At 62.3% G+C, this 25321-nt stretch carries 24 protein-coding genes; 14 read left to right on the top strand and 10 right to left on the bottom strand.

Annotation, left to right across the window (positions count from 1 at the left end):
* Window positions 1-361 precede the first annotated feature (361 nt).
* Window positions 362-1402 carry a lysine-2,3-aminomutase-like protein gene (locus E8Q41_RS05965; protein WP_137154605.1) on the top strand — a complete coding sequence of 347 codons (1041 nt, stop codon included), beginning with the start codon at window positions 362-364 and terminating at the stop codon, window positions 1400-1402.
* A gap of 3 nt (window positions 1403-1405) precedes the next feature.
* Here the strand turns inward: E8Q41_RS05965 and E8Q41_RS05960 are convergent, their stop codons facing one another.
* A complete protein-coding gene (locus tag E8Q41_RS05960) occupies window positions 1406-1720 on the bottom strand; it encodes a DUF6678 family protein (RefSeq protein ID WP_246660097.1) in 315 nt (104 codons plus the stop codon).
* A gap of 49 nt (window positions 1721-1769) precedes the next feature.
* Window positions 1770-2288, bottom strand: a complete 519-nt coding sequence (locus E8Q41_RS05955) for a MarR family winged helix-turn-helix transcriptional regulator (RefSeq protein WP_137154604.1) — start codon at window positions 2286-2288, stop codon at window positions 1770-1772.
* A gap of 129 nt (window positions 2289-2417) precedes the next feature.
* On the opposite strand from E8Q41_RS05955, the gene E8Q41_RS05950 reads away from it, so the two are divergent.
* Entirely contained in the window at window positions 2418-3944 is a 1527-nt protein-coding gene (locus tag E8Q41_RS05950) for an MDR family MFS transporter (RefSeq protein WP_137154603.1), read from the top strand.
* Window positions 3945-4002: 58 nt separating this feature from the next.
* The gene (locus tag E8Q41_RS25485; protein ID WP_170976378.1) at window positions 4003-4167 is read left to right on the top strand and encodes a hypothetical protein; all 165 of its coding nucleotides are present in this window, start codon (window positions 4003-4005) and stop codon (window positions 4165-4167) included.
* A 59-nt stretch (window positions 4168-4226) separates the two neighbouring features.
* Here the strand turns inward: E8Q41_RS25485 and E8Q41_RS05945 are convergent, their stop codons facing one another.
* The 5 genes from E8Q41_RS05945 to E8Q41_RS05925 form a co-directional block, all read right to left on the bottom strand.
* Window positions 4227-5288, bottom strand: a complete 1062-nt coding sequence (locus E8Q41_RS05945; RefSeq protein ID WP_137154602.1) for an ABC transporter ATP-binding protein — start codon at window positions 5286-5288, stop codon at window positions 4227-4229.
* A 12-nt stretch (window positions 5289-5300) separates the two neighbouring features.
* Window positions 5301-6083: an ABC transporter permease gene (locus tag E8Q41_RS05940; protein ID WP_137154601.1), complete on the bottom strand. Its 783-nt coding sequence runs from the start codon at window positions 6081-6083 to the stop codon at window positions 5301-5303.
* Entirely contained in the window at window positions 6080-6961 is an 882-nt protein-coding gene (locus E8Q41_RS05935; protein WP_137154600.1) for an ABC transporter permease subunit, read from the bottom strand. The genes E8Q41_RS05940 and E8Q41_RS05935 overlap by 4 nt, the downstream gene beginning before the upstream one ends.
* A 156-nt stretch (window positions 6962-7117) precedes the next feature.
* A complete protein-coding gene (locus E8Q41_RS05930; RefSeq protein WP_137154640.1) occupies window positions 7118-8173 on the bottom strand; it encodes an ABC transporter substrate-binding protein in 1056 nt (351 codons plus the stop codon).
* 180 nt (window positions 8174-8353) lie between these two features.
* The gene (locus tag E8Q41_RS05925) at window positions 8354-9235 is read right to left on the bottom strand and encodes a MurR/RpiR family transcriptional regulator (protein WP_137154639.1); all 882 of its coding nucleotides are present in this window, start codon (window positions 9233-9235) and stop codon (window positions 8354-8356) included.
* Window positions 9236-9398: 163 nt separating this feature from the next.
* Between E8Q41_RS05925 and E8Q41_RS05920 the strand changes: the two genes are divergently transcribed.
* From E8Q41_RS05920 to E8Q41_RS05890, 7 genes are all read left to right on the top strand, one after another.
* A complete protein-coding gene (locus tag E8Q41_RS05920; protein WP_137154599.1) occupies window positions 9399-10154 on the top strand; it encodes an N-formylglutamate amidohydrolase in 756 nt (251 codons plus the stop codon).
* Window positions 10155-10243: 89 nt separating this feature from the next.
* On the top strand, window positions 10244-11794 hold the full coding sequence (locus E8Q41_RS05915) for an amino acid permease (RefSeq protein WP_137154598.1): 1551 nt from the start codon (window positions 10244-10246) through the stop codon (window positions 11792-11794).
* 110 nt (window positions 11795-11904) lie between these two features.
* The gene (locus tag E8Q41_RS05910) at window positions 11905-13272 is read left to right on the top strand and encodes a glutamine synthetase family protein (protein WP_137154597.1); all 1368 of its coding nucleotides are present in this window, start codon (window positions 11905-11907) and stop codon (window positions 13270-13272) included.
* Between the two features lie 77 nt (window positions 13273-13349).
* Window positions 13350-13835, top strand: coding sequence for a helix-turn-helix transcriptional regulator (locus tag E8Q41_RS05905; RefSeq protein ID WP_137154596.1), 486 nt, complete (start codon window positions 13350-13352; stop codon window positions 13833-13835).
* Entirely contained in the window at window positions 13828-14244 is a 417-nt protein-coding gene (locus E8Q41_RS05900) for a type II toxin-antitoxin system VapC family toxin (RefSeq protein WP_137154595.1), read from the top strand. The genes E8Q41_RS05905 and E8Q41_RS05900 overlap by 8 nt, the downstream gene beginning before the upstream one ends.
* A 16-nt stretch (window positions 14245-14260) precedes the next feature.
* Window positions 14261-15643 (top strand): aldehyde dehydrogenase family protein, encoded by a 1383-nt coding sequence (locus tag E8Q41_RS05895; RefSeq protein ID WP_137154594.1) that lies wholly within the window; start codon window positions 14261-14263, stop codon window positions 15641-15643.
* 1 nt (window position 15644) lies between these two features.
* Window positions 15645-16790, top strand: coding sequence for an iron-containing alcohol dehydrogenase (locus E8Q41_RS05890; RefSeq protein WP_137154593.1), 1146 nt, complete (start codon window positions 15645-15647; stop codon window positions 16788-16790).
* Window positions 16791-16844: 54 nt separating this feature from the next.
* Here the strand turns inward: E8Q41_RS05890 and E8Q41_RS05885 are convergent, their stop codons facing one another.
* The 3 genes from E8Q41_RS05885 to E8Q41_RS05875 form a co-directional block, all read right to left on the bottom strand.
* Window positions 16845-17561, bottom strand: a complete 717-nt coding sequence (locus E8Q41_RS05885) for an autoinducer binding domain-containing protein (RefSeq protein ID WP_170976377.1) — start codon at window positions 17559-17561, stop codon at window positions 16845-16847.
* A gap of 331 nt (window positions 17562-17892) precedes the next feature.
* Window positions 17893-19269, bottom strand: a complete 1377-nt coding sequence (locus tag E8Q41_RS05880; protein WP_137154591.1) for an aminotransferase class I/II-fold pyridoxal phosphate-dependent enzyme — start codon at window positions 19267-19269, stop codon at window positions 17893-17895.
* Between the two features lie 253 nt (window positions 19270-19522).
* Window positions 19523-20866 (bottom strand): L,D-transpeptidase, encoded by a 1344-nt coding sequence (locus tag E8Q41_RS05875; RefSeq protein ID WP_246660095.1) that lies wholly within the window; start codon window positions 20864-20866, stop codon window positions 19523-19525.
* A 207-nt stretch (window positions 20867-21073) separates the two neighbouring features.
* On the opposite strand from E8Q41_RS05875, the gene E8Q41_RS05870 reads away from it, so the two are divergent.
* The 4 genes from E8Q41_RS05870 to E8Q41_RS05855 all read left to right on the top strand — a co-directional run bounded on the left by E8Q41_RS05870 (window position 21074) and on the right by E8Q41_RS05855 (window position 25304).
* Entirely contained in the window at window positions 21074-21904 is an 831-nt protein-coding gene (locus E8Q41_RS05870) for a DUF4432 family protein (RefSeq protein ID WP_137154589.1), read from the top strand.
* 77 nt (window positions 21905-21981) lie between these two features.
* Window positions 21982-22314: a TIGR01244 family sulfur transferase gene (locus E8Q41_RS05865; protein WP_137154588.1), complete on the top strand. Its 333-nt coding sequence runs from the start codon at window positions 21982-21984 to the stop codon at window positions 22312-22314.
* 227 nt (window positions 22315-22541) lie between these two features.
* Entirely contained in the window at window positions 22542-24431 is a 1890-nt protein-coding gene (locus tag E8Q41_RS05860) for a methyl-accepting chemotaxis protein (protein WP_137154587.1), read from the top strand.
* Between the two features lie 168 nt (window positions 24432-24599).
* Complete coding sequence (locus tag E8Q41_RS05855) at window positions 24600-25304, top strand: pentapeptide repeat-containing protein (protein WP_137154586.1); 705 nt, start codon at window positions 24600-24602, stop codon at window positions 25302-25304.
* Window positions 25305-25321: the final 17 nt, after the last annotated feature.

The raw sequence follows: 25321 nt of genomic DNA, 5'->3' as shown, positions 1-25321 counted from the left end.
CTGCGTTCTCCCCGCAGTTGCGGGGAGAAGGGCAATGGAGCGCCGTCCTTGCCACATCCTCCTTCTCCCCGCTCGCGCCGGGAGAAGGTCCCGGCAGGGGGATGAGGGGCGGAGCACGCCCCAGCGATGCCTCGCATTCGTGGCTCACCCCCCTCTGTCCTGCCGGACATCTCCCCCTCAAGGGGGGAGATCGAAGGAGGCGAGGACATCGCCCCACGTTAGGCGTCGAGATGGAGGCGAGCGGGCGCCGCCAGCCAATCTCCCCCCCTGAGGGGGAGATGTCCGGCAGGACAGAGGGGGGTAATACTGGCTCCAGCGTCGCCTTCATTCAAAATCCTCTACCCGCGCGGAGCCGTCCCGCATGACCGCGCTCACCACGCCCAAAGACCTCCTCTCCGCCGGCCTTATCGACGAGGCCGCGCTGGAGCCGGCGGAAAGGGTCGCCGCCCGCTACGCCATCTCTGTCACAGACGACGTCGCCCGGCTGATCGATCCGGCGGACGCCCATGACCCCATCGCCCGGCAATATCTGCCGCGCCCGGAGGAACTGACCATCCTGCCCGGCGAGCGGGAGGATCCGATCGGCGATCACGCGCATGCGCCGGTGGCCGGCATCGTGCATCGTTATCCGGATCGCGTGCTGCTCAAGGCCGTGCATGTCTGTCCGGTCTATTGCCGCTTCTGCTTCCGCCGTGAAATGGTGGGTCCAGCGGGAGACGGGATGCTGGCGGGGGAGGCGCTGGATGGCGCGCTCGATTACATCGCCCGCCATCCCGATATCTGGGAAGTAATCATCACCGGCGGCGATCCGCTGGTGCTGTCGCCCCGGCGGCTGGCCTCGCTGATGCAGCGGCTGGGCGCGATCGATCATGTAAAGATCATCCGCTTCCACAGCCGCGTGCCGGTGGTCGACCCCGGCAGGATCGACGGCGCGCTGATCGACGCGCTCGGGACTCCGGGCAAAACCGTCTATGTGGCGCTGCACGCCAATCACGCCCGCGAATTCACGTCCGAGGCCAGGTCTGCCGTTGATAGACTGATCGCCGGCGGCGTGACGATGGTCAGCCAGTCTGTGCTGTTGAAGGGCGTCAATGACAGCGTCGCGGCGTTGGAAGCGCTGATGCGCGGCTTCGTCGAGATGCGGGTGAAGCCCTATTATCTGCACCACCCCGATCTCGCGCCCGGCACCAGCCATTTCCGGCTGGGGATCGACGAGGGCAGGACGCTGGTCGAAGCTCTGCGCCGCCGCGTCTCAGGTCTGTGCATGCCCGCCTATATCCTCGACGTGCCGGGCGGATCGGGCAAGGTGTCGCTGACGGAGAGCCCGGTCATGGCCGTGGGCGAGGGGGCTTATGAGATATTCGACCGGCACGGCGGAAGGCATGAATATCGGGATCAATAGACTTCAGAGGTAGTCTACGCCTTCACCGTCCCGGATATAGCCGAAAACGCGAAAGCCTTTCGCTGTTTCTTCACCCGGAACGTGGATCCTTTGAAGCGCGACGCGAACAGACTCACGCTGAGCAGGTGTTTCGGTGTGAATGTCCACATGCGCGATGTCTTCATATCCCCCGTTGCGAAAATGATAAAACCATTCGCCGTCTGGTCCATATTCGTGGCCATCGGTCGAAAGCGTGCTCCATTTTGGCGCCGGCTTGAGAGCGTACATTGCCAGTCTCAATTCATTCCATTTGGTGTTGTTCATCACCGGATTGAGCATGGTAATCCATCGGGTCCTGATCGTTATTCAACCTTGATCGTCCGCCTTGTCATTTGCCCGCCTGCGCCGCCTCAAACGCATTGGCCTGTTCCTCCATCCGTTCGGTAAAGCGGTTGAACAGCGTGGCGAAGGCCGCGATGTCTTCTTCCGGCCAGCCTGCCAGCGCGGTGGTCAGCACGTCGCGCTTGGTGTCGTGGACGCTGTCGATCATGGCGCGGCCATTGTCGGTCAGCGTCACGATGGTGCGGCGGGCGTCCTGCTGGGAGGCTTCGCGGCGGAGGAGGTCGCGCTTGACGAGATCGGCCACCATGCGGCTGGCGCGGGAATGATCGATGCGCATATTGTCGGCGATGGCGCCGATGGTGATTTCCTGCTTCTCGCCCAGTCGGCTGACCAGGCTCATCACGTCGAGATCCGAAAGCTCCATACCCGTGCCCAGACGCGCCAGCGCCACGCGGCCGATATAGCGGCGGCCGGTCATCAGGCGCATCCTGGCCATGGCTTCGCCGACGCGATGAATGGCGTCGTCTTTGCGGGTGTCGGAGGATTTGGGTTCGGTATCGCTCATAGTGTCTGTTTATCAGAAAAATCGACGCCGCCAAGATATTTCGTGTCTTTGTCACATATGTGCTGTTGACATATATATGCTAAAAGCACATGAATTGCACACTTGAATTTCGTCAGGACTGGTGCCGCCATGGACGCTCGCGTCGAAACCGCCGAACAAGCCTCTACAGCCTTCACGTCGCTGGTGCCCGATCCGAAGCGGCGCATGCTGGTGTTCCTCATTCTGTTGATGGGCATGTTCATGGCGACGCTGGACAATCAGATCGTCTCCACGGCGCTGCCGACCATTGTCGGCGAGTTCGGCGCGCTGGAACGGTTCGGCTGGGTCGGCTCCGCCTATCTGCTCGCCACGAGCGCGGTCATGCCGGTCTATGGCAAGCTGGGCGATCTGTTCGGGCGCAAATATGTGATCATGACGGCGATCTTCATCTTCACGCTGGGCTCGCTGGTCTGCGGTCTCGCGGTGTCGATGAATACGCTGATCGCCGCGCGCGTGCTGCAGGGGCTGGGCGGCGGCGGCATCATGGTGTCGCTGTTCTCGATCAACGCCGATCTGTTCGAGCCGCGCGTGCGGGCCCGCTACCAGAGCTATTCCAGCCTGGTGCTGATGGCGTCGGGCGCGATCGGTCCGACGCTCGGCGGCGCGCTGTCGGATCTGTTCGGCTGGCGCTCGATCTTCCTCGTCAATCTGCCCGTCGGCATTGCGGTGCTGATCGGCATGGCGATCCTGTTGCCCTATCGCAGGCCGACCCGCAAACCCCGGATCGACTACGCCGGGGCGCTGCTGCTCGCGGGCGCGGTGTCGAGCGTCGTGCTCTGGGCCGACTCGAGCGAGATCTTCGGGTCGCTGATCGCCAAGGAAAGTCTGGCCGTGGTGCTGTTCGGCGCGGTGTCGCTGATCGCCTGGATCATGGTGGAGCGGCGCGCGCCTGAGCCCATCGTGCCGCTCGGCCTGTTCCGTAACCCCACCGTCAGCTTTCTGCTGATCATCTCGCTGACCAGCGGCGCCGTCGGTATCGGCTCGGTGAATTATGTGGCGCTGTTCCTGCAGACCACCACCGGGCTTTCGCCCTCGCTTGCCGGCCTTTTGTTCATCGCCCTGACCGGTGGCATCGCCCTGGGGTCGCTGACGGCAGGCCGGCTGATCTCGAAGACCGGCCGCTACAAGGTTTTTTCGCTGATCAGCACCGCCGGCAGCATGACCATCTTCTTCCTGTTTTCCTTCCTGCATGCCGGCACGCCCATTCCGCTGATCGGCTTCATGATGCTGCTGCAGGGCATGAGCGTCGGCTTCGGACAGCAGGTGCCGGTGATCGGGGTGCAGAACGCCGCAGATCCCCGCGACGTCGGCGCGGCGACGGGGGCGGTGACGCTGACCCGCATGGCCGGCGCCTCCATCGCGATTTCCGTTTATGGCGCGGTGCTGTCGGCGGGGGTGGAGCGGCATGTCTCGACCATTCCAGGCGTCGGCAACATCGCCGAACTGACGCCGTCGGCGCTGGCCACGCTGCCGGAAAGCAGCCGCCTGCTGGTGGCCGATCTCTATGCCGGCGCCTTCCATCATGTGTTCCTGACCATGTCGCTGACCATCGCCATCGGCTTCATCGCCGCCATGCTGCTCAAGAACAATCGCCTGCCGAGCGGCATGAAGGGATAGGTGGAGCATCTGGCATGGGCGTTGCAGCGTCTCTTCCGGGATCACCTGGAGAAACGCCATGCTCAACAATGCCGCAACAGCCGCCGCCGAAGACAAGAGCATTGCTGAAAAAACGCTCATCGATGCGCTTGCGTTCGCCGCTTTGACGGCGCGCTCGGGCAGCCCAGCCGGATGCGCCTTCTCGCCGATCGGCCTCTGGTCGATGCTCACCAAGAAAAACTGACAAACGAAAGGCCGCCGGATCGCTCCAGCGGCCTCGATCTCTTTCAGATTGCGCTCGCGTCAGTCGCCGATCACCAGCAGATCGCGCGGCGCATAATAGGCCGAAACCGTGTCGCCGATCGACGGCGGCGGATGCGAGGGATCGTTGAAGGCGTCGAAGGACAGCGTCGTCCCCTCGACCTTCAGACGCGTGCGCACCACCGATCCGAGGAAGTGCACGCCGTCCACGACGCCGGTCACCGAGAGATCGCGGCCGCGGCTCTGATCGAGCGACAGCGCTTCAGGGCGTACGGCCAGCGTGACCTTGTCGCCGGCCTTCTTGCCGGTGAGCGGCTGCGAAACGGTTACGGTTGCGCCATTGACGGTGACCGAGCCTGCGGCGGGATCGGCGACCACAGCTTCGATCATCGACAGCGTGCCGACAAAGCTCGCCACGAAGCGAGTGGTCGGGCGGTTGTAGATCTCGTGCGGCGTGCCGATCTGGTCGGCCTTGCCCTGATGCATGACGACGATGCGATCGGAGATCGACAGCGCTTCTTCCTGGTCATGGGTCACGAAGATGGTGGTGATGCCCATCTTGCGCTGGATGTCGCGGATCTCCTCGCGCAGCGACACGCGGATCTTGGCGTCCAGCGCCGACAGCGGCTCGTCGAGCAGCAGCACCTGCGGCTTGATGGCGAGCGCGCGGGCGAGCGCCACGCGCTGCTGCTGGCCGCCCGACAGCTGGAACGGATAGCGGTCGGCGAGGTGGTCGAGGCCGACGAGCTTCAGCATGTCGGCGACCGTCTTGTCGCGGTCGGCGCGATTGACGCCGCGGACCTTGAGGCCGAAGCCGACATTTTCCGCCGCCGTCATATTGGGAAACAACGCATAGGCCTGGAACACCATGCCGATATTGCGCTGGTTGGGCTTCAGGTCGTTCTGCCGGGCGCCGCCAATTTTGATCTCGCCGGACGTGGGCGTCTCGAAGCCCGCGACCATGCGCAGCGTCGTGGTCTTGCCGCAGCCCGACGGGCCGAGGAAGGAAACGAATTCGCCTTTTTCGATCGCCATGTTGAAGTCGATGACGACGTTCTGCGCGCCGTAGGATTTCTGGATATTGGTGAGGGTGAGAAAGCTCATGTACAAAAATCCTCAGACCTGGCGGGAGGGCGTTTTCTGGAAGCGGGACAGCAGCTGGATGACGCCGAGGCAGCCCCAGGTGATGCCGAAGGCGATCACGGCGAGCGCGGCCGGCTCATAGGCGCGGTTGGCGCCCAGCAGCTGCATGTAGGGACCGAAGGCCGGGCGGTTGAGCAGCGCGGCCATGGTGAACTCGCCGATGACGATGGCGAAGGTCAGGAAGGCGCCCGAGAGCACCGCGATCATCACATTGGGCAGGATGATGCGGCCGAGAATGGTCACCCAGCCAGCGCCCAGGCTCTGGGCGGCTTCGGTCAGCGTTCCCACGTCGATCGTGCGCAGGCCGGTGTCGACGGCGCGATACATATAGGGCAGCGCCAGCGTCGCATAGCCGAACATCAGCAGCAGATTGGTGCCGAAGGTCGTGCCCGTCAGCGGCAGCCAGCTCGACGTGTTGTAGAGCCGGATATAGCCGAAGACGATGACGATGGCCGGAATGACCAGCGGCAGGAGCGTGATGAATTCGATATAGGGCCGGATATGCGGCAGCTTCAGCCGCACGACATAGGCCGTCGGCACCACCAGCAGCACGCCGAACACGATCGTCGCCAGCGCCTGCGCCACCGAATAGGAGAAGGTCGCCTGGAAGCTCGGATCGGCGAGGACCTTGGCGTAGGCGTCGAAGGAATAGACGCCGCGGCGCATCTTAAGCGAAAAGTTGGTCATGCCGATCAGCGGCAGGGCGAAATAGAGAATGCCGAAGGCGAGCGCGCCCCAGGCCCAGAGCTTTTTCATTTGAGCCACCTTTCGCTGCGGGCGCGCAGCCAGATGTAAAGAGTGTTGGCCGTCGCGGTGATCACGATCATGCCGAAGGCGATGGCGTAGCCGAGATGGGGATTGCCGAGCACGTCGCCGCGGATCTGCGCGAACAGCAGGATCGGCACGATGCTGAGCGAGGAGCCGGTCAGCGCGATCGCGGTTGCCACGGCGCCGAAGGCGTTGGCGAACAGCAGCGCAAACGTGCCGAGCAGAGACGGCAGCAGGATCGGAAAGGCCACCATGCGCCAGTATTGGCCGGGCGTGGCCCCGAGAATGGAGGCGGCCTCGCGCCATTCCTTCTTCAGGCCTTCGAGCGCCGGCGTGATGATCAGCACCATCAACGGGATCTGGAAGAACAGATAGGTGACGGTCAGTCCCCAGAAGGAGAGCAGATTGAAGCCGAGCGCGCGAAGATTGATGCCCAGTTCCGTCTTCAGGTAGAGGGTGATCATCCCTGCCGGGCCGAGCGTCGCCAGAAAGGCGAAGGCCAGCGGCACGCCGGCGAAATTCGAGGCGACGCCGGAAAATGTCAGCAACGGATCGCGGACGCCGCGCGGCAGGCCGCCCACGGTCACCGCCGCCGCCATGCCGAAGCCGATCAGGCAGCCGAGCGTCGCCGAGGCGAGACTGATCTTGATCGAGATCCAGTAGGCCGCAAGAATCGACGGCGTGAACAGCGCAGCGATGTTGTCGAGTGTGAAGCCGCCTTCCGGCGTCTGGAACGCGCCGAGCACGATCTTGAATGTCGGCAGGATGAGAAACAGCAGCGCGAACAGGAAAAAGGGCGCGACCCCCAGCCAATGCGTCGGCAGTTTCATCGGAGCGGATTTCGCTCCGGCGTTGGAAGTGTTCATCAAATCAGTCCCGTGCCCCGAGGGATGGTTTGTCAAAAATACAGAATAGCGGCGATGGCCGGCGGCGGCAAAGAGGCCCCGCATCAGAATTGCGCTTTATCAAGCATAAAACGCCCCGGCGCGGACGCCGGGGCGGCATTTCATGACATCAGACGCTTACTGAACGTTGGCGCCGACGACCTTGTCCCAACCGCCGGTGACGGCGGCCTTGTTGGCGTCGACTTCCTCGAGCGTCGGGAAGTAGGCCTTTTCATAGGAAGCGGCCGGCGGCAGCTTGTCGAGCAGTTCCTTCGGGATCTTGCCGGCGGCGGACATCGCGTTGAAGCGAGCCGGGTGGCAATAGCCCTTCAGCCAGCCGAGCTGACCTTCGTCCGAATAGAGATATTCCATCCAGAGCTTGGCTGCGTTCGGATGAGGAGCGTAGGCCGAGATCGCCTGGACATAGACGCCGGCGAGAACGCCGCTTTCCGGAACGATAACGTCAACCGGCGGGTTGCCGGCCAGCGTGTCGCGCCAGGACAGCGCGTTGTAGTCCCAGGCGACGACGATCGGGGTCGAGCCCTGGGCCAGCGTGCCGGCCTTGCCGATGACGGGAACGAAATTGCCGGCCTTGTTCAGCTCGGCGAAGTAGGCGAGACCGGCTTCGCCGGCTTCCTTGCCAGCCTTGGCGCCGGTGGAGAGACCAGCGGCGAGAACGCCGAGAATGGCCTGGTTGGACGCGCGCGGATCGCCGGCGAGAGCGACCTGACCGGAATATTCCGGCTTTTTGAGGTCAGCCCAGTCCTTCGGCGTGTTGGACACGAGATCCTTGTTCACGATCATCGACATGACGCCGTAATAGTCGCCATACCAGTAGCCGTCGGCGTCCTTGATGTTGGCCGGAATTTCGTCCCAGGTCGACACCTTGTAGGGCTGGATCAGGCCTTCGGCCTTCATCTGCGGGCCGAACGCCAGACCGACGTCGACGACGTCAGGAGCCTGCGGGCCCTTGTTGTCCTTGTTCGCCTTGATGGCTTCCACTTCGTCGGCCGAGCCGGCGTCGGGGTTGAGTTCGTTGACCTTGAGGCCGTACTTGGCCTTGAAGCCTTCGATCACGGCGCCGTAGCCGCACCAGTCGTGGGGAAGGGCGATGACGGTCAGTTCGCCTTCGGCCTTTGCGGCGGCGATCAGTTCCGCCGGGGCTTCGGCGCGAGCAATGGCGGTGGTGGCCATCAGCGCGGCGCAGGACGCGGCGATGAACGTGTTGAGCTTCTTGGACACTGGCTTTCTCCTCTTTGGTGGGGCAGCGATCGCAGCCCTGTTAGTTTTGTTTGATGACGGCTGTGTGACAGTTTCGTTACGCTTCCGAGCAGCTCAGTGGCGGCTCTGTAATGATCATTTCAGCTCCTCCTCCTATCTGCCTGAAATCGGCTTGCGAAACAGTGGGGTGGACTCGAAGAGCCCTTCCAGCATCGCCATCCGCTCCCTGGTCTTCTCCCAATGAGAGCCCTGGATCGCCTCGATCAGCGCCTCGACCACGATCAGCGTCACAACCGAGGAGTCCCAGGCGGAGGGGGCCTCGATGTTGAGCCGGAAACTGTGGCGGGCGTGCTTCACGATCGGCGAGCCCCATTGATCGGTGAACAGCACGATCTCGGCGCCGTGTTCGGCTGCGGTGCGCGCGAGCGCTTCCAGCTGGCTTTCATAGCGCCTGATGTCGAACAGGATCAGCACGTCGCCGCGGCTCATATTGAGCACGTAATGCGGCCAGCTCGACGCATTCGACGAGATGCGCGCCACGCCTGGACGGATGACCTGGAGATGGGTGAAGAAATATTCGGCGATCGCGCCGGTGATGCGGCCGCCGGCCAGATAGACCGATCGCTTGCGGTCGCCGATGAGCCGGGCGGCGGCGTCGAAATCCTGCGGGTCGAGCGCGCCGAGCGACTGGCGCATATTGGCCATCACCGCCTCGGCGAAACGATTGAGAATATGGGCGCCCGGCGCATTGGGCGCCATCCGCTCATGCTTGGTGATCGGGTTGGAAATGGTTTCTTCCAACTCCTGATGCAGGCGAGACTGGAATTCGGTGAAGCCCTTGAAGCCGAGCTTCTGCACCATGCGCACGACCGTGGGGGTCGACACCCGCGCCGCTTCCGCGACCGTGGTGATGGAGCCCAGGCCCGACACGGGATAATTGTCCAGCAGGCTGTTCGCTAGTTGTTTTTCGGCGCGGGTCATGGCGTCATAACCCGCGGTGATGAGATCCGAGACCGTGGTGGCGGTGGTCACCAGTGATGTTCCCCTTCCAGTCTTTGCTGGAGTTTTGCAAAATATGAAGGGCAAAGCTGGAACGGAGTCAACAGATTTTTCGTATCGGCCTGTTCATGATGTGGATTGACAGAAAATTAATTTTGAAGAATTCTTTTCAGAACGGGGAACCAGAGGCGAAAAAGCCGTGCATCTTTTGACCGACCAGGACGGGCAGCCCGTCACTGTGATCAATCAGGGCGGATCCAGCGCCATCCTGCTCGTTTGCGAGCATGCGTCCCGCCGCCTGCCGGAAAAACTCGGCGCGCTCGGGCTCGACGAGGCGGCGCTTTCGGCGCATATCGCCTGGGATCCCGGCGCGCTCGCCGTCTCCAGGCTGATTTCCGAAAGCATGGACGCCGCGCTGATCCAGCAGAATTTCTCCCGTCTCGCTTATGACTGCAATCGTCCGCCGGAAGCCCCGGACGCGATGCCTGAAGTTAGCGAAGTCTATGAGATCCCGGGCAATCGCGGTCTTGACGACGAGGCGCGCCAGGCGCGGATCGACGAGATCTACCGACCGTTCGAAGGCGCGCTGTCTCGCGAGATCGAAAGCCGCTCGAAAGCCGGGCGTCGCACCGTTATCGTCACCATGCACACCTTTACGCCCATCTATAAAGGCGTCGCCCGCGACGTGGAGATCGGCATTCTTCACGACGCGGATTCCCGCCTCGCCGACGAGATGCTGGCCCGGGCCGACAGCCGCTACGTCGTCAGGCGCAACGAGCCCTATGGCCCCGCCGACGGCGTGACCCACACGCTGAAGCGGCACGGACTTGAAAACGGGCTGGTGAATGTCATGATCGAGATCCGCAACGATCTCGTGCGGGATGAGGCCGGCCAGGCGCGCGCCGCCGGTTTCCTGTCGGGCCTGCTCGGCGAAAGCCTTGCCGCGCTCGGCTAGTGAATGACCTGAACAACCGGGCGCAAAGACCCGGGTTCAAGCATGATGCATGAACAACCGGTCCAGAGGGGCCACTGGGGAACTCAACAATGTCTGACGGTTATACTGATACAGATAAGCAGCAGGATCTTAAGATCCTGCATTCCATGGGCTATGCCCAGGAACTCGAGCGACGGATGAGCGGATTTTCCAACTTCGCCATCTCCTTTTCCATCATCTGCATTCTTTCGGGCGGCATCAACTCTCTCGCACAGGCGACGTCGGGCGTCGGCGGCGCCGGCATCGGCATCGGCTGGCCGGTTGGCTGCCTGGTGTCGGCGGTGTTCGCGCTCGGCATGGCGCAGATCGCCTCGGCCTATCCGACCGCGGGCGGCCTCTATCACTGGGCGTCGATCCTCGGCAACCGTTTCACCGGCTGGTTCACCGCCTGGCTCAATCTTCTCGGCCTGATCACCGTGCTCGGCGCCATCAATATCGGCACGGCGCTTTTCGCAGCCGGCGCGTTTCCGGAACTGGGGCTCACCGGTTCTGAAAACGAACAGATGGTCATCGTCCTGGTGATTACCGCCATTCAGGCGCTGATTAACCATTTCGGCATCGGCCTGACCGCCAAGCTTACCGATTTCTCGGGCACGCTGATCATGATCACGGCTGCGGTCATCACGGTGCTGTGCCTGGTTCTGGCGCCGACGCATGATTTCTCGCGGCTGTGGACCTTCACCAACTATTCGGGCGAAACGGGCGGCTCCGTCTGGCCGCAATCCGACAGCATGCTCTATGTGTTCATGCTCGGCCTGTTGCTGCCGGTCTACACGATCACGGGTTATGATGCGTCCGCCCATACGTCGGAAGAAACGCACAAGGCCGCGCATTCGGTGCCGAAGTCCATCGTGATGTCGGTCTTCTGGTCGTCGCTCGCCGGCTGGATCATGCTTTCCGCCTTCGTCATAGCCATTCCGGACATGAATGCCGGCGCCGCTTCCGGTTGGGGCGTGTTCTTCGGAACCATGTCCGCCATTATGCCGGTCTGGCTCACCAAGATCATCTACATCGCCATCTTCATCGCCCAGTTCCTCTGCGGTCTGGCCACGGTGACGTCGGCGTCGCGCATGATCTTCGCCTTCTCGCGCGACGGCGGCATGCCGGTCGGTTCGAAGTCGCTTGCAACCGTGCATCCCAAGCTGCGTTCGCCGGTCACCGCCATCTGGACCGCCGCCGCGCTCGCAGTCGCCTTCGTGTTCCTGGCGCTCAAGATCAAGATCGGCGAAGCCTCGTTGTATGTCACCGTCGTCAACGCGACGCTGATCTTCCTGTTCCTGTCCTTCGCGATCCCGATCGTGCTCGGCTTCTTCGCTTACGGCACGTCGAAATGGCCGGCTCCCGGCCCGTGGAATCTCGGCGCGGGTCTGTTCAAGCTGATCGCGGTTCTGACCGTCATCGGCATGGCGATTATCATCTTCGTCGCGATCCAGCCGCCGAATGACGCGGTGGGCGAAATCACCCTCGGCTTCATCGTGCTCGCCGTGGTGATCTGGTTCGCCTTCGAGCAGCGCCGCTTCAAGGGCCCGCCGATCGGTGACGAAGTCGCCAAGCGGCAGGCGGAAATCGCAGCTGCCGAACGGGCGGTGGGCGAAGCCTGATCCGATCTCGAAAGCCGCCTCCGGTCCCGGAAGGCCGGAGGCGGCTTTCTCGTTAAATAATGGGAACAACCGGCGCGAAGAGCCCGGACAAAACAAGAATGGATTTCCTCATGAGCACTGCCTATTCATTCGACGACCTCAAGAAGGACGTGGCGGAGGGCCGCATCGACACGGTTCTCGCCGTCCAGGTCGACATGCAGGGCCGCCTGATGGGCAAACGGTTCCAGGCGCAGTATTTCGTCGAGAGCGCTTATGAGGAAACCCATAGCTGCAACTATCTGCTCGCGACCGACATGGAGATGGAGACCGTCTCCGGCTACAAGTCCACCTCCTGGGAAAAGGGCTATGGCGACTATACGATGAAGCCGGATCTTTCCACGCTGCGTCGGATTCCCTGGCTCGAAGGCACGGCCATGGTGCTGTGCGATATGCTCGACCATCACACCCATGAGGAAGTGCCGCATTCGCCGCGCGCCATCCTCAAGAAGCAGGTCAAGCGTCTGGAAGCCATGGGCATGAAGGCCTTCATGGCGACCGAACTCGAATTCTTCCTGTTCGACCAGACCTATGACGACGCCCGCCAGAGCGGCTATCGCGATCTCAATCTCGTCTCGGCTTACAACGAAGACTACCACATCTTCCAGACCACCAAGGAAGAAGATGTGATGCGGGCGATCCGCAACGGCCTTCAGGGCGCGGGCATCCCGGTTGAGAATTCCAAGGGCGAGGCCTCCGCCGGCCAGGAGGAGATCAATGTGCGCTATGCCGAAGCGCTGACCATGGCCGACCGGCACGCCATCATCAAGAATGGCTGCAAGGAAATCGCCTGGAGCCGCGGCAAAGCCATCACCTTCCTCGCCAAGTGGAATTACTCGGCGGCCGGCTCCTCGTCTCACGTCCACCAGTCGCTGTGGTCGCTCGACGGCAAGCCGCTGTTCTTCGATCCCAATGGCCGATATGGCATGTCCAAGCTGATGGAGCATTATGTCGCCGGACTTCTGGCGCATGCCGGCGAAATCACGCTGGCGCTCGCGCCCTATATCAATTCCTACAAGCGTTTCGTGGCCGGCACCTTTGCACCGACCAAGGCCGTCTGGTCCAAGGACAACCGCACTGCCGGCTATCGCCTGTGCGGCGACGGCACCAAGGGCATTCGCATCGAATGCCGCGTCGGCGGCTCGGATCTCAATCCCTACATCGCCTTTGCGGCGCTTTTGGCCGCCGGAATCGACGGGATCGAGAAGAAGATGGAGCTCGAAGATCCGTTCAGCGGCGACGCCTATGGCGCAGCCGGCGTGCGCGAAGTGCCCAAGACGCTGCGCGACGCCACCGACATGTTCACCAATTCCAAGCTGCTGCGCGACGCCTTCGGCGACGACGTGGTGGATCACTATACCCGCGCGGCGCGCTGGGAGCAGGAAGAGTATGACCGTCGCGTGACGGACTGGGAGGTGGCGCGCGGCTTCGAGCGTGCGTAAATCGCAACGCTTCCTCCGCTGGTTTTGACGAAATCACAACGATCGGGTAGAATGGTCTCTTACCCATGGAGGCTGCTATGGCTATCGATACGGCATGGTTTCATCGACAGTTGGAGGCGCGTGGAAGCTCGGTTCGGGGACTGGCGCGGCATCTCGGGCTCGACGCCAGCGCCGTGTCCCGCATGTTGACGGGCGAGCGCAAGATGAGCGCCGACGAGCAGGACCGGATAGCGGAGTTTCTCGGCGTCAGTCTCGAAGAGGTCGCTGTGCACCGTCGGGGACAGGCAGTCGGCTTCAGCGAGAGCAAGCAGAGCCCCTACAGCGTCGAGGGGGATGCGACTGAGCAGACAACACCGTCCAAGCAGTGGTATTCGGGGACGGATGTCATCTACAGGGACGGCAAACGCTGGATGGAGGGACGCAACGGGGACCTCGTCGAACTGCATTCTGTGTTCGGCTGCATGAGGGGCAGCGTCACGATCATGCCGGGGGTCGATCTGACCGAGCCGATGGAATTCGAATGGAGCGACGAACTTTACACTGGCGAGCGTGGCAATGGGTAGCGGACTGTTGCTCGACACCTGCGCAGTCATCTGGATGTCGAGACACGAGACTATGACCAAGAAGGCAATGGACGCGATCAACTATGCGGAGCAGGACGGAAGGAAGGTTCTTGTCTCTCCTGTGACGGCATGGGAAATGGGCATGCTTTTATCGCGCCGGCGGATTGCTGAAACGAGGGCGGCGAAGGAGTGGTATTGGGTTTTTTTGGATGCGGCCAAGTTCGAGGAGGCGCCTGTCACGGCCGATATCTTCATGGCCTCTTGCGAGCTTCCCCATCTGTCCCACAAGGACCCTATCGACCGCATCCTCATCGCCACCGCGCGCGAACACGATTTGACCATCATTACCCGCGACCAGGCCATATTGGCCTATGGCGCGGCGGGCCATGTGAGAGTGCTGGCCTGTTGAACTGGAGTGAAGAAAGATGACGATAATCCAATGCATATCGCCGGTCGACGGCTCGGTTTACGCCGAGCGTCCGGCGCTCAGCTATGACGACGCGGCCGCCGTCGTGGCGCGCGCCCGCAAGGCGCAGAAATCCTGGGCCAAGCGCCCGCTCGAAGAGCGCGTCTCGCTGGTGCTGAAGGGCGTCGCCCGCCTCAACGAAATGGCCGAGGACGTGGTCAAGGAACTGGCCTGGCAGATGGGTCGTCCGGTTCGTTACGGCGGCGAGTTCAAGGGCTTCAACGAGCGCTCCAACTATGTCGCCTCGATCGCCCATGATGCGCTCGCGCCGCTGCTCATCGAGAAGAGCGACAAATTCGAGCGCTACATCAAGCGCGAAGCCCATGGCGTCGTCTTCGTCATCGCGCCGTGGAACTATCCCTATATGACCGCGATCAACACGGTCGCCCCGGCGCTGATGGCCGGCAATACGGTGGTAATTAAGCATGCCAGCCAGACGCTGCTCGTCGGCGAACGCCTGGTGCGCGCCTTCACCGAAGCCGGCGTGCCGGAAGACGTGTTCCTGAACGTCTTCCTCGATCATGACACCACGTCCAAGCTGATCGCGGCCGGCTCGTTCAACTTCATCAACTTCACCGGCTCCGTCGAAGGCGGCCGCTCGATCGAACGCGCCGCCGCAGGCACCTTCACGGGCATCGGCCTGGAGCTCGGCGGCAAGGATCCCGGCTATGTGATGGAAGACGCCGATCTCGACGCCGCGGTCGACACGCTGATGGATGGCGCGACCTATAATTCCGGCCAGTGCTGCTGCGGCATCGAGCGCATCTATGTGAACGAGAACCTCTACGACGCCTTTGTCGAGAAGTCGGTCGCCTGGGTGTCCAACTACAAGCTCGGCAATCCGCTCGACCCCGAAACCTCGCTCGGGCCGATGGCGCATAAACGCTTCGCCGCCACCGTGCGCGCCCAGATCGAGGACGCTGTCGCCAAGGGCGCCAAGGCGCTGGTCGATCCCAAATTGTTCCCGGCCGATGACGGCGGCGCCTATATCGCGCCGCAGATCCTCGTCGACGTCGATCACTCCATGTCCTTCATGACGGAAGAGACCTTCGGCCCGGCCGTCGGCATCATGAAGGTGAAGTCCGACGAAGAAGCCATCGCGCTGATGAACGACAGCAAATACGGCCTGACCGCCTCGGTCTGGACCAAGGATGCGGAGCGCGCGACCCGCATCGGCGACGAGATCGAAACCGGCACCGTGTTCCTGAACCGCGCCGACTATCTCGATCCCGCGCTGTGCTGGACCGGCGTCAAGGAAACGGGCCGTGGCGGCTCGCTCTCCGTCATCGGCTTCCAGAACCTCACCCGTCCGAAATCCTACCACCTCAGAAAGTCGTTCTAACATGTCGATCACCGCAAACTGGAGCTATCCGACCGCCGTCAAGATGGGCGCTGGCCGGATCAAGGAACTCGCCGATCACTGCAAGGCCGTCGGCATCAAGAAGCCGCTCCTGATCACCGATCGCGGCCTCGCGCCGATGGCGATCACGCAGAACGCGCTCGATATTCTCGACGCCGCCGGCCTCGGCCGCGCGATCTTCGCCGATGTCGATCCCAATCCGAACGACATCAATCTCGAAGCCGGCGTGAAGGCGTTCAAGGATGGCGGCCATGACGGCGTCGTCGCCTTCGGCGGCGGCTCGGGCCTCGATCTCGGCAAATGCGTGGCCTTCATGGCCGGCCAGACCCGCCCGGTCTGGGATTTCGAGGATATCGGCGATTGGTGGACGCGCGCCTCGGTCGATGGCATCGCGCCGATCATCGCCGTGCCGACCACGGCGGGAACGGGCTCGGAAGTCGGCCGCGCCTCGGTCATCACCAATTCGGCGACGCACACCAAGAAGGTCATCTTCCATCCGAAGTTCCTGCCGGCGATCACCATCTGCGATCCGGAACTGACGGTGGGCATGCCGAAGGTCATCACCGCAGGCACCGGCATGGACGCGTTTGCGCATTGCCTCGAAGCCTATTCCTCGCCCTTCTATCATCCGATGAGCCAGGGCATCGCGCTCGAAGGCCTGCGGCTGGTCAAGGAATATCTGCCCCGCGCTTACAAGGACGGGACCGATATCGAAGCCCGCACCCATATGATGAGCGCCGCCGCCATGGGCGCCGTCGCCTTCCAGAAGGGCCTCGGCGCAATTCATTCGCTCAGCCATCCCGTGGGCGCGATCTACAACACCCATCACGGCATGACCAACGCTGTGGTGATGCCGCCGGTGCTGGCCTTCAACCGTCCGGCGATCGAGGACAAGATCGCCGCCGCCGCCGCCTATCTCGGCATTTCCGGCGGCTTCAATGGTTTCTATGATTATGTGCTGAAGCTGCGCGAAGAACTCGGCGTGCCCGACAAGCTGTCGGCGCTCGGCGTCGGAACCGATCGCATCGACGAAATGGCCGAGATGGCGATCGTCGACCCGACCGCCGGCGGCAATCCGGTGGAACTGACGCTGGATGCGGCCAAGACGCTGTTTGCGCAGTGCATCTGATCGCAACGTTCTGACAAGTAGAGAGAGCCCGGCCGCCGCGCCGGGCTTTTTCGTTCAGGCGATGATCGCCAGCGAATGGGCGAGGCTCACCAATTCTGCGCGGTTCTGCGCGGCGAGCTTCTGCTTGGCGCTTTCGATCAGCGCATGAACGGCGCCGCCGCCGAGGCCGAGCATTTCGCCGGTCTTGACGTCGGACAGGCCGGTGGCGAGCAGCCTGAGGCAGGCGATTTCTTCTGAGCCGAGGCCGGCTGGCGGCGTGCGGAACCCCTCCTTGGGCGCAAGACAGCGAAGTCGTTGATGGAAGGCGAAAGCAGCTGCGGTCAGTTGCGCCTTCTCGACAGGCGCTATCCGATGTGTGGAGACCAAGTTCGCCACGCCATAGCGCAGCCCGCCGCGATGGATGGGCACGCACAGCGCATCATGCCAGCCAAAGGCGCCGAAGCGCCGTAGGATGTGGCCGGCATCCGTGCAGGGCCGGTTCCTTTCCATTCGCTCGGTCAGCGTGAACGCGCCATGGTCGCGCTCGATCATTGTCAGGAGGGGGTCGTGATGGAGGTGGCCGGACTGCAGGCAGAAGCTCCGCCAGCGGTCGTCCCAGGCATGGGCCAACATGACATCGCGTTGACGACAGCCGAGATCCGTCTCGAGAATGGTGAAATTCTTGACCCCAAAGGCAGAGATGAAATTTGAAAATACTTCAATACAGTCCGAATAACTGGCCTTGCTGTAGATTTCGAAAATCGCATGCGTTGCGTCCTCGGTTCTTGTCACGTCCAGTGGTCCGTTATTCTTGTCGCGTTGGTTCATGAGACGCTAGTATTCATTTGTGGCGAAAACAGAGTCCAGTAAAATTTAGGGGTAAAAATACAGTATATAGTCCTAGAAATTCATTCCAAGTTTCGAGATGAGGCCTCACGTAACGTGAAGCAGGCGTTCCTGCACCAGTAAATTTCACGCGCAAATTGGCGATTGCCGGCGCGGATGCGTTTCAGCAGGTAGATCTGTCGGATTGTTGCGGTGAGGGGCGGCGTAGCCGGAGCCTTGTCGGCTTTGCTGATTGGCGAAAGGAGCGCAGGATGCGCCCCTTTCGAGAGCGCGTACGTTATTCGGCGGCGGCCGCAGTCGTGAAGACCGCGTCGTTGGCGGCCACGAGGCGGCGCTCGCTCTCGTCATTGTCGTTGGCGGAAAGCCATTCGACATGGGCTTCGGCCATGTCGCGCGCCTTGACGGCGATCTCGATCATGGCGTCGATCTGTTCCTCGGTGTGATCAGCCATCACCTGCAGGCGCCAGCGGCAGGCGTTCTTGGCGACCGCCGGATGTTCGACGAGATTGACGATGCCGCCCATTTCGACCGCATAGCGGGTCATCAGGCGCGCCAGCAGCACGTCGCCGATCAGCATCGGCACCACCGCGCTCGGCTTGCCCAGCACTTCGAAGCCTTCTTCCTCGAGGCCGGCGCGCAGGCGCAGGCTGTTGCGCATCAGGCGTTCGCGGCGCTCGCGGCCTTCCTCGCCCTCGATGATGTCGAGCGAGCCGAGCACGACGGCGGCCTGGATCGGCGACATCGCGTTGGTGAAGGTGGAGGGGCCGCACTGGCCGCGAAGACCGAAGCGAAGACCGCGGCTGTTGGAGGCGACGAAGCCACCCATCGAGCCGAAGCTCTTCGAAAAGGCGCCGACGAGGATGTCGACGCCGCCGACGATGCCGAAGTCTTCGAGTTTGCCGCGACCGTTCTCGCCGAGCGCGCCGAGGTCATGGGCGCAATCGACCAGCAGGGTGGCGTTGTGGCGGCGGCAGACCTCCTGGATTTCCGGAATGTTGGGGACGTCGCTGTCCATGGAGAACAGGGTCTCGGTCACCACCAGGATGCCGCAGTCCTCGTCTTCGCGGCGGATGCGCGCCAGACGGCTTTCGATCGCCTTGACGTTCAGATGCGAATGGACATGGACGTTTTCGGTGGCGTCGCGGGCGGCTTCCTGCAGGCAGGCATGGGCGAGGATGTCGATGACGACATGGTCGGTCGGCTTGACCAGCGTCTTGACGGAGCCATAACCGGCGGCCCAGCCGATCGGGAAGACGACGACGTCTTCATAGCCCGTGAAGGCGGCGAGGCGGCGTTCGAGTTCGACCGACAGCGCAGTGTTGCCCATCAGCGCGGCGGAGCCGGCGCTATGCAGGCCATATTGGTCGATCGCGTCCTTGGCGCGCTGAATCAGCATCGGATGCGAGGCCAGAGAGAGGTAATCCTGACTAGCGAAGTTATGACCGGCGAAAGACGAACCGTCGCGGTGCGCGCCTTCGATATAGTTGCCGACCCGGCTCGTCGAGTATTTCTGGTAGGGGTCGAGCTTATGCTGCACGCGGCATTCCCACCAGGCGCCGGACTCGGACCAGCGGTCCAGAAGATTGGTCGGCTGGTTGTACTTCTCGACTGCGGGAAGACTTGTTCTCAATTGTCCGGGAATGTTTTCGAACATAACGCCACCTTTGCCAATACGCGCTGAACTATCGAGGCATCCGGTTCAGAGCGGGAGTGCTCAAAATCCCGTCTTTCCAGCGGTTCTCAACACCCCGCTGTAACCTTTTAGAAAGATTAACGAATGATAAAAAATAGTCAATTGGCCCAGAATGGGACATGCGCCAAAACGGGAAAATCTCTAAAGAAGTGGTTAATGCAAAAGGCCCGGCGTCATATTCGTCGGGCCTGATGTAATAGGGTAATCAATGAGCTCAGTCGATGAACTCGACTGTAACTCCAGGTTTAACCATTTTCGCGAGTTCAGTGGCGTCCCAATTGGTCAGGCGGATGCAGCCATGGCTCTGGCTGCGGCCGATGCGCGAGGGATCGGGCGTGCCGTGAATACCGTACGTAGGCTTGGACAGCGCGATCCACACCGTGCCGACGGGACCGTTGGGGCCGGGCGGAATGGTGAGAACCTTGGTGTTGTTGCCCTGCTGGAAATTGATCTTCGGATTGTAGGTGTAATTCGGGTTCAGCGCGACGCGTTCGACGGTGTGCACGCCCGAGGGCGAGGGCGTGTCGCTCGAGCCGATCGAGGCCGGGTAGGCGGCCAGCAACTGGCCCGCGGCGTCATAGGCGTAGACCTGCTTGCGGAACTTGTCGGCGACGATGCGCGCGACCTCGCCCTTCTTCGGTTGGCCAGGATTGACGACCTTGACGATGGTTCCGGGTATGGTGAAGTCCACGCCCGGGTTCAGCGCCTTGAGATAGGCTTCGTCCATATGAAACCGTTCGGCAAGCGCCTCGGTGACCGAGGTGTAGTTCATGCCGGGCAGAGCGGCCTTGTGGGCATAGTCTTCCGGGATCGATGCGACATAGGGGCCGGCGGCGTCGGCTGCGGTGATCTCGTAATCCATGATCGGCAGGCCGCCGGAATAGCCGAGCCGGGTCATGATATCTTCGATATTGTTGGGGTCGAGCGTTTCGCCGGTGATCTTGTCGTATGCGGCGACGGCCTTGGAGACGTTCATGCCCATCTTTCCGTCGATCACACCGGGCGACGCGCCTTCGCGGTCGAGGAATACCTGCAGCGCGGTGATCTCATATTGAGACTTCTTGCCGTCGAGCTGGATTGCGGGATCGGGCTGGCGCTCTTCGGTCGCCTGCGGATCGGGATCGAGCGAGGCCATGTCATTCTCGCCGGCGCCCATATTGTCGTTGGCGATGCCGTCGCTCGGCAGCGGCTGGTCCTGATATCCCTCATTGTTGTCGGAATAGGTCGGCAGGGATCCGGTCGATCCGTCATAGTCGCTCTGGGGGGCGGCGGGGAAATAGCCGGGATCCTCGTTGCTGCCGCCGGCGCGCGCATAGTCCTCCACCCCCGGCAGGCCGTCCTGGCTGCGGCGCTGGCCGCCGAGATCGCCAGGGCGCATCTCCGTAGCGACGAGATTGCCGTAGTGATCGATCAGCACGCGCTGGCCGCGCTTGTTGGTCCGAACGATCACGTCGGCGGCGTCGGGCACGTAGTCGAGCACGTCTCCCTCGGGCGTCACGAGGATGACATTGCGATCGTTCAGGCTCTGGGCCGATGCGGGGCTGGCCGCAAGAAGCATCAAAAGAGAAAATGCAAGCGTTCTTGTTAACATGATCCTCAGGTTCCGGCGTCGCATCCGCCGTGGCGGCGCTGTGAGAGCCAAACATCTCGAATTTGACTCTATTGTGGAATTTCGACAAACGCAGTGAACAAATGCTGAATTTCACCCTTTGGTTCAAGCCGTTTCATGTAAATTAGGCGTGACGATGCAAATGAGGATCATGGAATGAAACTGGGAGACGCGCGGTTCGAACTGGAGCTCGACGAACAATCGGCGCTCGATGTGCTCACGGCGAGGGCCGACGGCGTCGATCTCGCCCCCGGCGGCGCGGTGCCGGATGACGGCGATCCCCGCATTTTGCGGGCGGTGCATGGCTTCCTGTTCACCTGCGGACCCGACCATATCCGCCACCCCGAACCCGTGGATAGGGGTGATGAGGCGATTTTTCCCCTGCATGGCTCGATGAGCGGCAACGGCGCCGTCATCACCGGCAGGAGCGTCAGCGAAGCGGGCCAGTCGGTCGAGGCGCGAATCAAAGTGACGCTCGCCGATGGCGGTAAAGCCGAGATTCTCCGTCTCTGGCATTTCGACGCCGCGTCCGGCGGCTTCACACTCGAGGACACGGTGCAGAATGTCGGCGCTACGCCGTTTCCGCCGATGATGATGTATCACATGAATGTCGGCGCCCGGCTGTTTGACGACGCGACCGGCTTTTCCGGCGCGTCTTTTCCCGGCGGGCGGATCGGCTGGCGTTTTGGTGATGGCGAGGGGGCGGTGATCTGCTCGCCGGCGACTGCGGAGGGCGAAGGAAAGGCGTATGTGTCACTTGGTCCCATTCCAGGCGCAGCGGACGGCCGGCTTGATGTCTGGTTCGACGCCGAAGCCATGCCGCATTTGCAGATGTGGCGCAACGAGGCTGGCCATTGCAACGTCATCGGCATAGAGCCCGCCAGCCATCCGCTGATGAAGCGCGACAAGCTCGAGGAAAGCGGCCTGATGCCTGTGCTTCAGCCCGGCGACGCCCGGCATTTCCGGCTCGGCTTCCGGTTCGTGTGAACGCGCGAAGGAAAGCTGTTTTCCCGCCGCCGTTGATGCAGTAGGGACAGACGAGAGACTTCAAGAAAGGACAGACTATGCAGATTCGCCAGTTGACCGAGGAATACTCCGTTTCGCCACAGATCTCGCTTGAAGATGTCCAGACCCTCAAGGATATGGGCTACAAGTCGATCGTCTGCCATCGCCCCGACGATGAGGATCCGGGCCAGCCGTCGTTCGACGAGATTGCCGCCAAGGCGGCCGAACTCGGCCTCGAGACTGCCCATATTCCTGTCGTGGGACAGATTCCCGCCGACGCCGTGCGCGCGATGGTTGACGCGCTGGACGAGCTTCCGAAGCCGATGCTGGGCTATTGCCGCTCTGGAAACCGCTCGACAGTGATTTATCAGCAGACCTTGCATCTGCGCTGAAGCTTGAAGACGCCAGTGTTTCCCTCTTCGATGGCTGGCGGTTTGATCGATATTGATTAAAATATTATGGGCTGGCTTTACTCGAAATAGCGCCATCCCCCGGTTGTTTTCGGGATTTACCCCTGATTTTCAGGGGTTTTTCGTTTAACGCTTATTTAAGTGCGGCGTGATCCAATTAACGTAATATCGGCGGAGAAGGGCTCCGCTCGGCGTTGATGGGGTGCATTGTGAGAATTTCCGGAAAAATCTACAGTCTGGTCGGCGTGATGTGCGCCGCTTCGCTGGTGATTGGCTGCGTATCGCTGTTTGCGATCTCCAAATATGACGAGAAGCTGCGCGAATACCAAAACGTTTCCGAGCGCGCCTATTACGGCGAGCGCCTGAACCGCTATGTCACCGCCGTGGTGATGGAAGCGCGCGGCATCTATCATGCAGCCTCCACCGAAAAGGCCAAGAAGTTCGCCGATGGCCTGATGGAAAACCTGGCCGAGATGGATAACGTGCTGTCCAGGTGGGCTCCGTTGGTTCCGGCGGAACAAAAGGCTCAATTCGATGCGATGACCGCCAAATCCGTCGAATTCCGCCAATTCCGCGCCGAAACCGCGCGTCTCGGCACGCAGGTTAACCCCAAGGACGCCGACGCCCAGGGCAATAACGAAGCCAACCGCGAAAACCGCAAGGCTTTCCAGAAACAGATCGACGCTATCGTCGAAACCGATCAGGCCGCGCTGACCGAAATCGACGCGTCGATCGCCAGCTTCAAGTCCTGGATCTTCACTGTGGTGATGGTCACTGCCGCTCTCGGCATCTTCGCCGGCGCCGGCCTCGGCTTCTACATCGCCCGCTTCCATCTCAGCGCGCCGATCAAGCGCATCACCGATACGATCCGCGCCGTCGCCGCCAACAATTTCGACATCGCGGTTCCCTATCTCGACCATAAGGACGAGATCGGCGAAATGGCCGGCGCCGTCGGCGTGTTCAAGGACAACGGCCGCGCCGTCGTCCAGCTCAACAGCCTCGAAGCCGCCCGCCGCGCCCGCAACGATGACCTGCAGGCCCGCATGTCGGAAGTCGTGGCCGCTGCCGCTGCCGGCGACTACAGCCGCCGCATCGACAAGGATTTCGGCGACGCCAACCTGAACGCGGTCGCCAACAACATCGACAACCTGCTCGCCAGCGTCGACGCCGGCATCACCGAAATGCGCGCCGTGATGGCCAACCTCGCCGAGGGCGTACTCACCCGCTCGATGAACGGCCAGTACAACGGCGCCTTCGCCGAACTGCAGGGCAACGTCAACGGCACGATGGACAGCCTCAAGCGCACCATCCGCGAAGTGCTCGCGACCTCCGACTCGATCAACGGCAACATCAACGAGCTCGGTTCTTCGACCAACGACCTGTCGCGCCGCACCGAGCAGCAGGCCGCCGCTCTGCAGGAAACCTCCACCGCGCTCAAGGAAATCACCGGCGTCGTCCGCACCGCCACCGACAAGGCCCAGGAAGCCGCCAGCATGGTGACCCAGGCGAAGGACAACGCCGCCCGCGCCGGCCAGGTCGTCGGCCAGGCGATCGACGCCATGGGCCGCATCGAGCAGGCCTCGCAGGAGATCAGCCAGATCATCAACGTGATCGACGAGATCGCCTTCCAGACCAATCTGCTGGCGCTGAACGCCGGCGTCGAAGCCGCGCGCGCCGGGGAAGCCGGCAAGGGTTTCGCCGTCGTCGCCCAGGAAGTGCGCGAGCTCGCCCAGCGTTCGGCCAACGCCGCAAAGGACATCAAGGCGCTGATCACAAAGTCCGGCGGCGAAGTGCAGACCGGCGTGCAGCTGGTTCAGGCCACCGGTTCGGCCCTGTCCGAAATCGAGCAGCGCGTCTATTCGATCAACAGCCACATCCACTCGATCGCGCATTCGGCCAGCGAACAGGCGACCAGCCTGCACGAGATCAATCAGGCCGTGAACCAGATCGACAACGTGACCCAGCAGAACGCCGCGATGGTGGAGGAAACCTCCGCCGCCACGATGAAGCTGGCAAGCGAAGCCGACCGTCTGGTGCAACTCATCAGCCGCTTCCAACTGGAAGAAAAGTCGGGCGGGCAGCGTCGCTACGCGGCCTGAGGAGAGGCCTCCCGAACACCCATCCGGAGGCCGGCGCAAGCCGGCCTTCGTCGTTTGAGTGTCGGCGTGATCCGAGACCCTTTCCCTTCTCGGCGCAGACCCCTAGAATGAGCGCCGCGTGCTTCGTCTTGTAAGAAGGCGCGACCCCGTCAACCGTCGGAGCCGATCATGCGCATCAAACATCTTGTCGTCACCAGCGTGATCGCCATCGCAACGTCCTGCATGAGCGGCGCGACCATGGCCGCCGACGATTGCCATGATTCCCCGCGCGCCGGCATCGACTGGCGCGATTGCAATAAACGCAACCTGATGCTGCCGGGCGGCGAGCTGCGCGGCGCCAATCTCACCAATGTCGATTTCTCCGGCACCGATCTCGGCGGCTCCGATCTCGTCTCGGCGATTTTCGAAAAAGCCACACTGGTGCGCGCCAATCTCGCGGGCTCCCAAGCGTCGGGGACGCGCTTTTCGCGCGTCGAGGCCTATCGCACCGATTTCAGCGAGATCAACGCGCCGGGCGCGATTTTTCGCAGCGGCGAATTGCAGCGGTCGAACTTCCATGCTGCGGTGCTGACCGATGTGGATTTCACCAAGGCGGATATGGGCCGGTCGCAATTCGACAAGGCCGATGTCAGCGGCAGCCGCTTCGCGCTCGCCAATCTCGCCCGCGCCGATTTTCGCGGCGCCAAGTTTGCCAAAGGGGCGGATTTCGACCGCGCCTTCTTCTTCCTTACCCGCATCGAAGGCGTCGATCTCTCCACCGCCACCGGCCTCAACCAGTGGCAGATCGACATGGCCTGCGGCGACAAGGACACCAAGCTGCCGCAGGGGCTGAAACCCTCGAAGGGTTGGCCCTGCAAGTTCGGCGACGATTGAGACTGCGCGCCGCGCGG

Origin of the sequence: Rhizobium sp. FKL33, from assembly GCF_005222915.1 — a bacterium.
In the GTDB taxonomy this organism is placed as follows: Bacteria; Pseudomonadota; Alphaproteobacteria; order Rhizobiales; family Rhizobiaceae; genus Rhizobium_E.
This window is presented reverse-complemented; position numbering and strand designations above follow the sequence as displayed.

Excerpts from the sequence above, each read along its gene's own strand:
- E8Q41_RS05960 (WP_246660097.1), bottom strand. The coding sequence starts at position 1,720 with ATGCTCAATCCGGTGATGAACAACACCAAATGGAATGAATTGAGACTG.
- E8Q41_RS05945 (WP_137154602.1), bottom strand. The coding sequence starts at position 5,288 with ATGAGCTTTCTCACCCTCACCAATATCCAGAAATCCTACGGCGCGCAG.
- E8Q41_RS05875 (WP_246660095.1), bottom strand. The coding sequence starts at position 20,866 with ATGCTTCTTGCGGCCAGCCCCGCATCGGCCCAGAGCCTGAACGATCGC.
- E8Q41_RS05870 (WP_137154589.1), top strand. The coding sequence starts at position 21,074 with ATGAAACTGGGAGACGCGCGGTTCGAACTGGAGCTCGACGAACAATCG.
- E8Q41_RS05890 (WP_137154593.1), top strand. The coding sequence starts at position 15,645 with ATGTCGATCACCGCAAACTGGAGCTATCCGACCGCCGTCAAGATGGGC.
- E8Q41_RS05915 (WP_137154598.1), top strand. The coding sequence starts at position 10,244 with ATGTCTGACGGTTATACTGATACAGATAAGCAGCAGGATCTTAAGATC.
- E8Q41_RS05965 (WP_137154605.1), top strand. The coding sequence starts at position 362 with ATGACCGCGCTCACCACGCCCAAAGACCTCCTCTCCGCCGGCCTTATC.
- E8Q41_RS05955 (WP_137154604.1), bottom strand. The coding sequence starts at position 2,288 with ATGAGCGATACCGAACCCAAATCCTCCGACACCCGCAAAGACGACGCC.
- E8Q41_RS05935 (WP_137154600.1), bottom strand. The coding sequence starts at position 6,961 with ATGAACACTTCCAACGCCGGAGCGAAATCCGCTCCGATGAAACTGCCG.
- E8Q41_RS05950 (WP_137154603.1), top strand. The coding sequence starts at position 2,418 with ATGGACGCTCGCGTCGAAACCGCCGAACAAGCCTCTACAGCCTTCACG.
- E8Q41_RS05905 (WP_137154596.1), top strand. The coding sequence starts at position 13,350 with ATGGCTATCGATACGGCATGGTTTCATCGACAGTTGGAGGCGCGTGGA.
- E8Q41_RS05900 (WP_137154595.1), top strand. The coding sequence starts at position 13,828 with ATGGGTAGCGGACTGTTGCTCGACACCTGCGCAGTCATCTGGATGTCG.
- E8Q41_RS05930 (WP_137154640.1), bottom strand. The coding sequence starts at position 8,173 with ATGGCCACCACCGCCATTGCTCGCGCCGAAGCCCCGGCGGAACTGATC.
- E8Q41_RS05880 (WP_137154591.1), bottom strand. The coding sequence starts at position 19,269 with ATGTTCGAAAACATTCCCGGACAATTGAGAACAAGTCTTCCCGCAGTC.
- E8Q41_RS05910 (WP_137154597.1), top strand. The coding sequence starts at position 11,905 with ATGAGCACTGCCTATTCATTCGACGACCTCAAGAAGGACGTGGCGGAG.
- E8Q41_RS25485 (WP_170976378.1), top strand. The coding sequence starts at position 4,003 with ATGCTCAACAATGCCGCAACAGCCGCCGCCGAAGACAAGAGCATTGCT.
- E8Q41_RS05940 (WP_137154601.1), bottom strand. The coding sequence starts at position 6,083 with ATGAAAAAGCTCTGGGCCTGGGGCGCGCTCGCCTTCGGCATTCTCTAT.
- E8Q41_RS05895 (WP_137154594.1), top strand. The coding sequence starts at position 14,261 with ATGACGATAATCCAATGCATATCGCCGGTCGACGGCTCGGTTTACGCC.
- E8Q41_RS05865 (WP_137154588.1), top strand. The coding sequence starts at position 21,982 with ATGCAGATTCGCCAGTTGACCGAGGAATACTCCGTTTCGCCACAGATC.
- E8Q41_RS05855 (WP_137154586.1), top strand. The coding sequence starts at position 24,600 with ATGCGCATCAAACATCTTGTCGTCACCAGCGTGATCGCCATCGCAACG.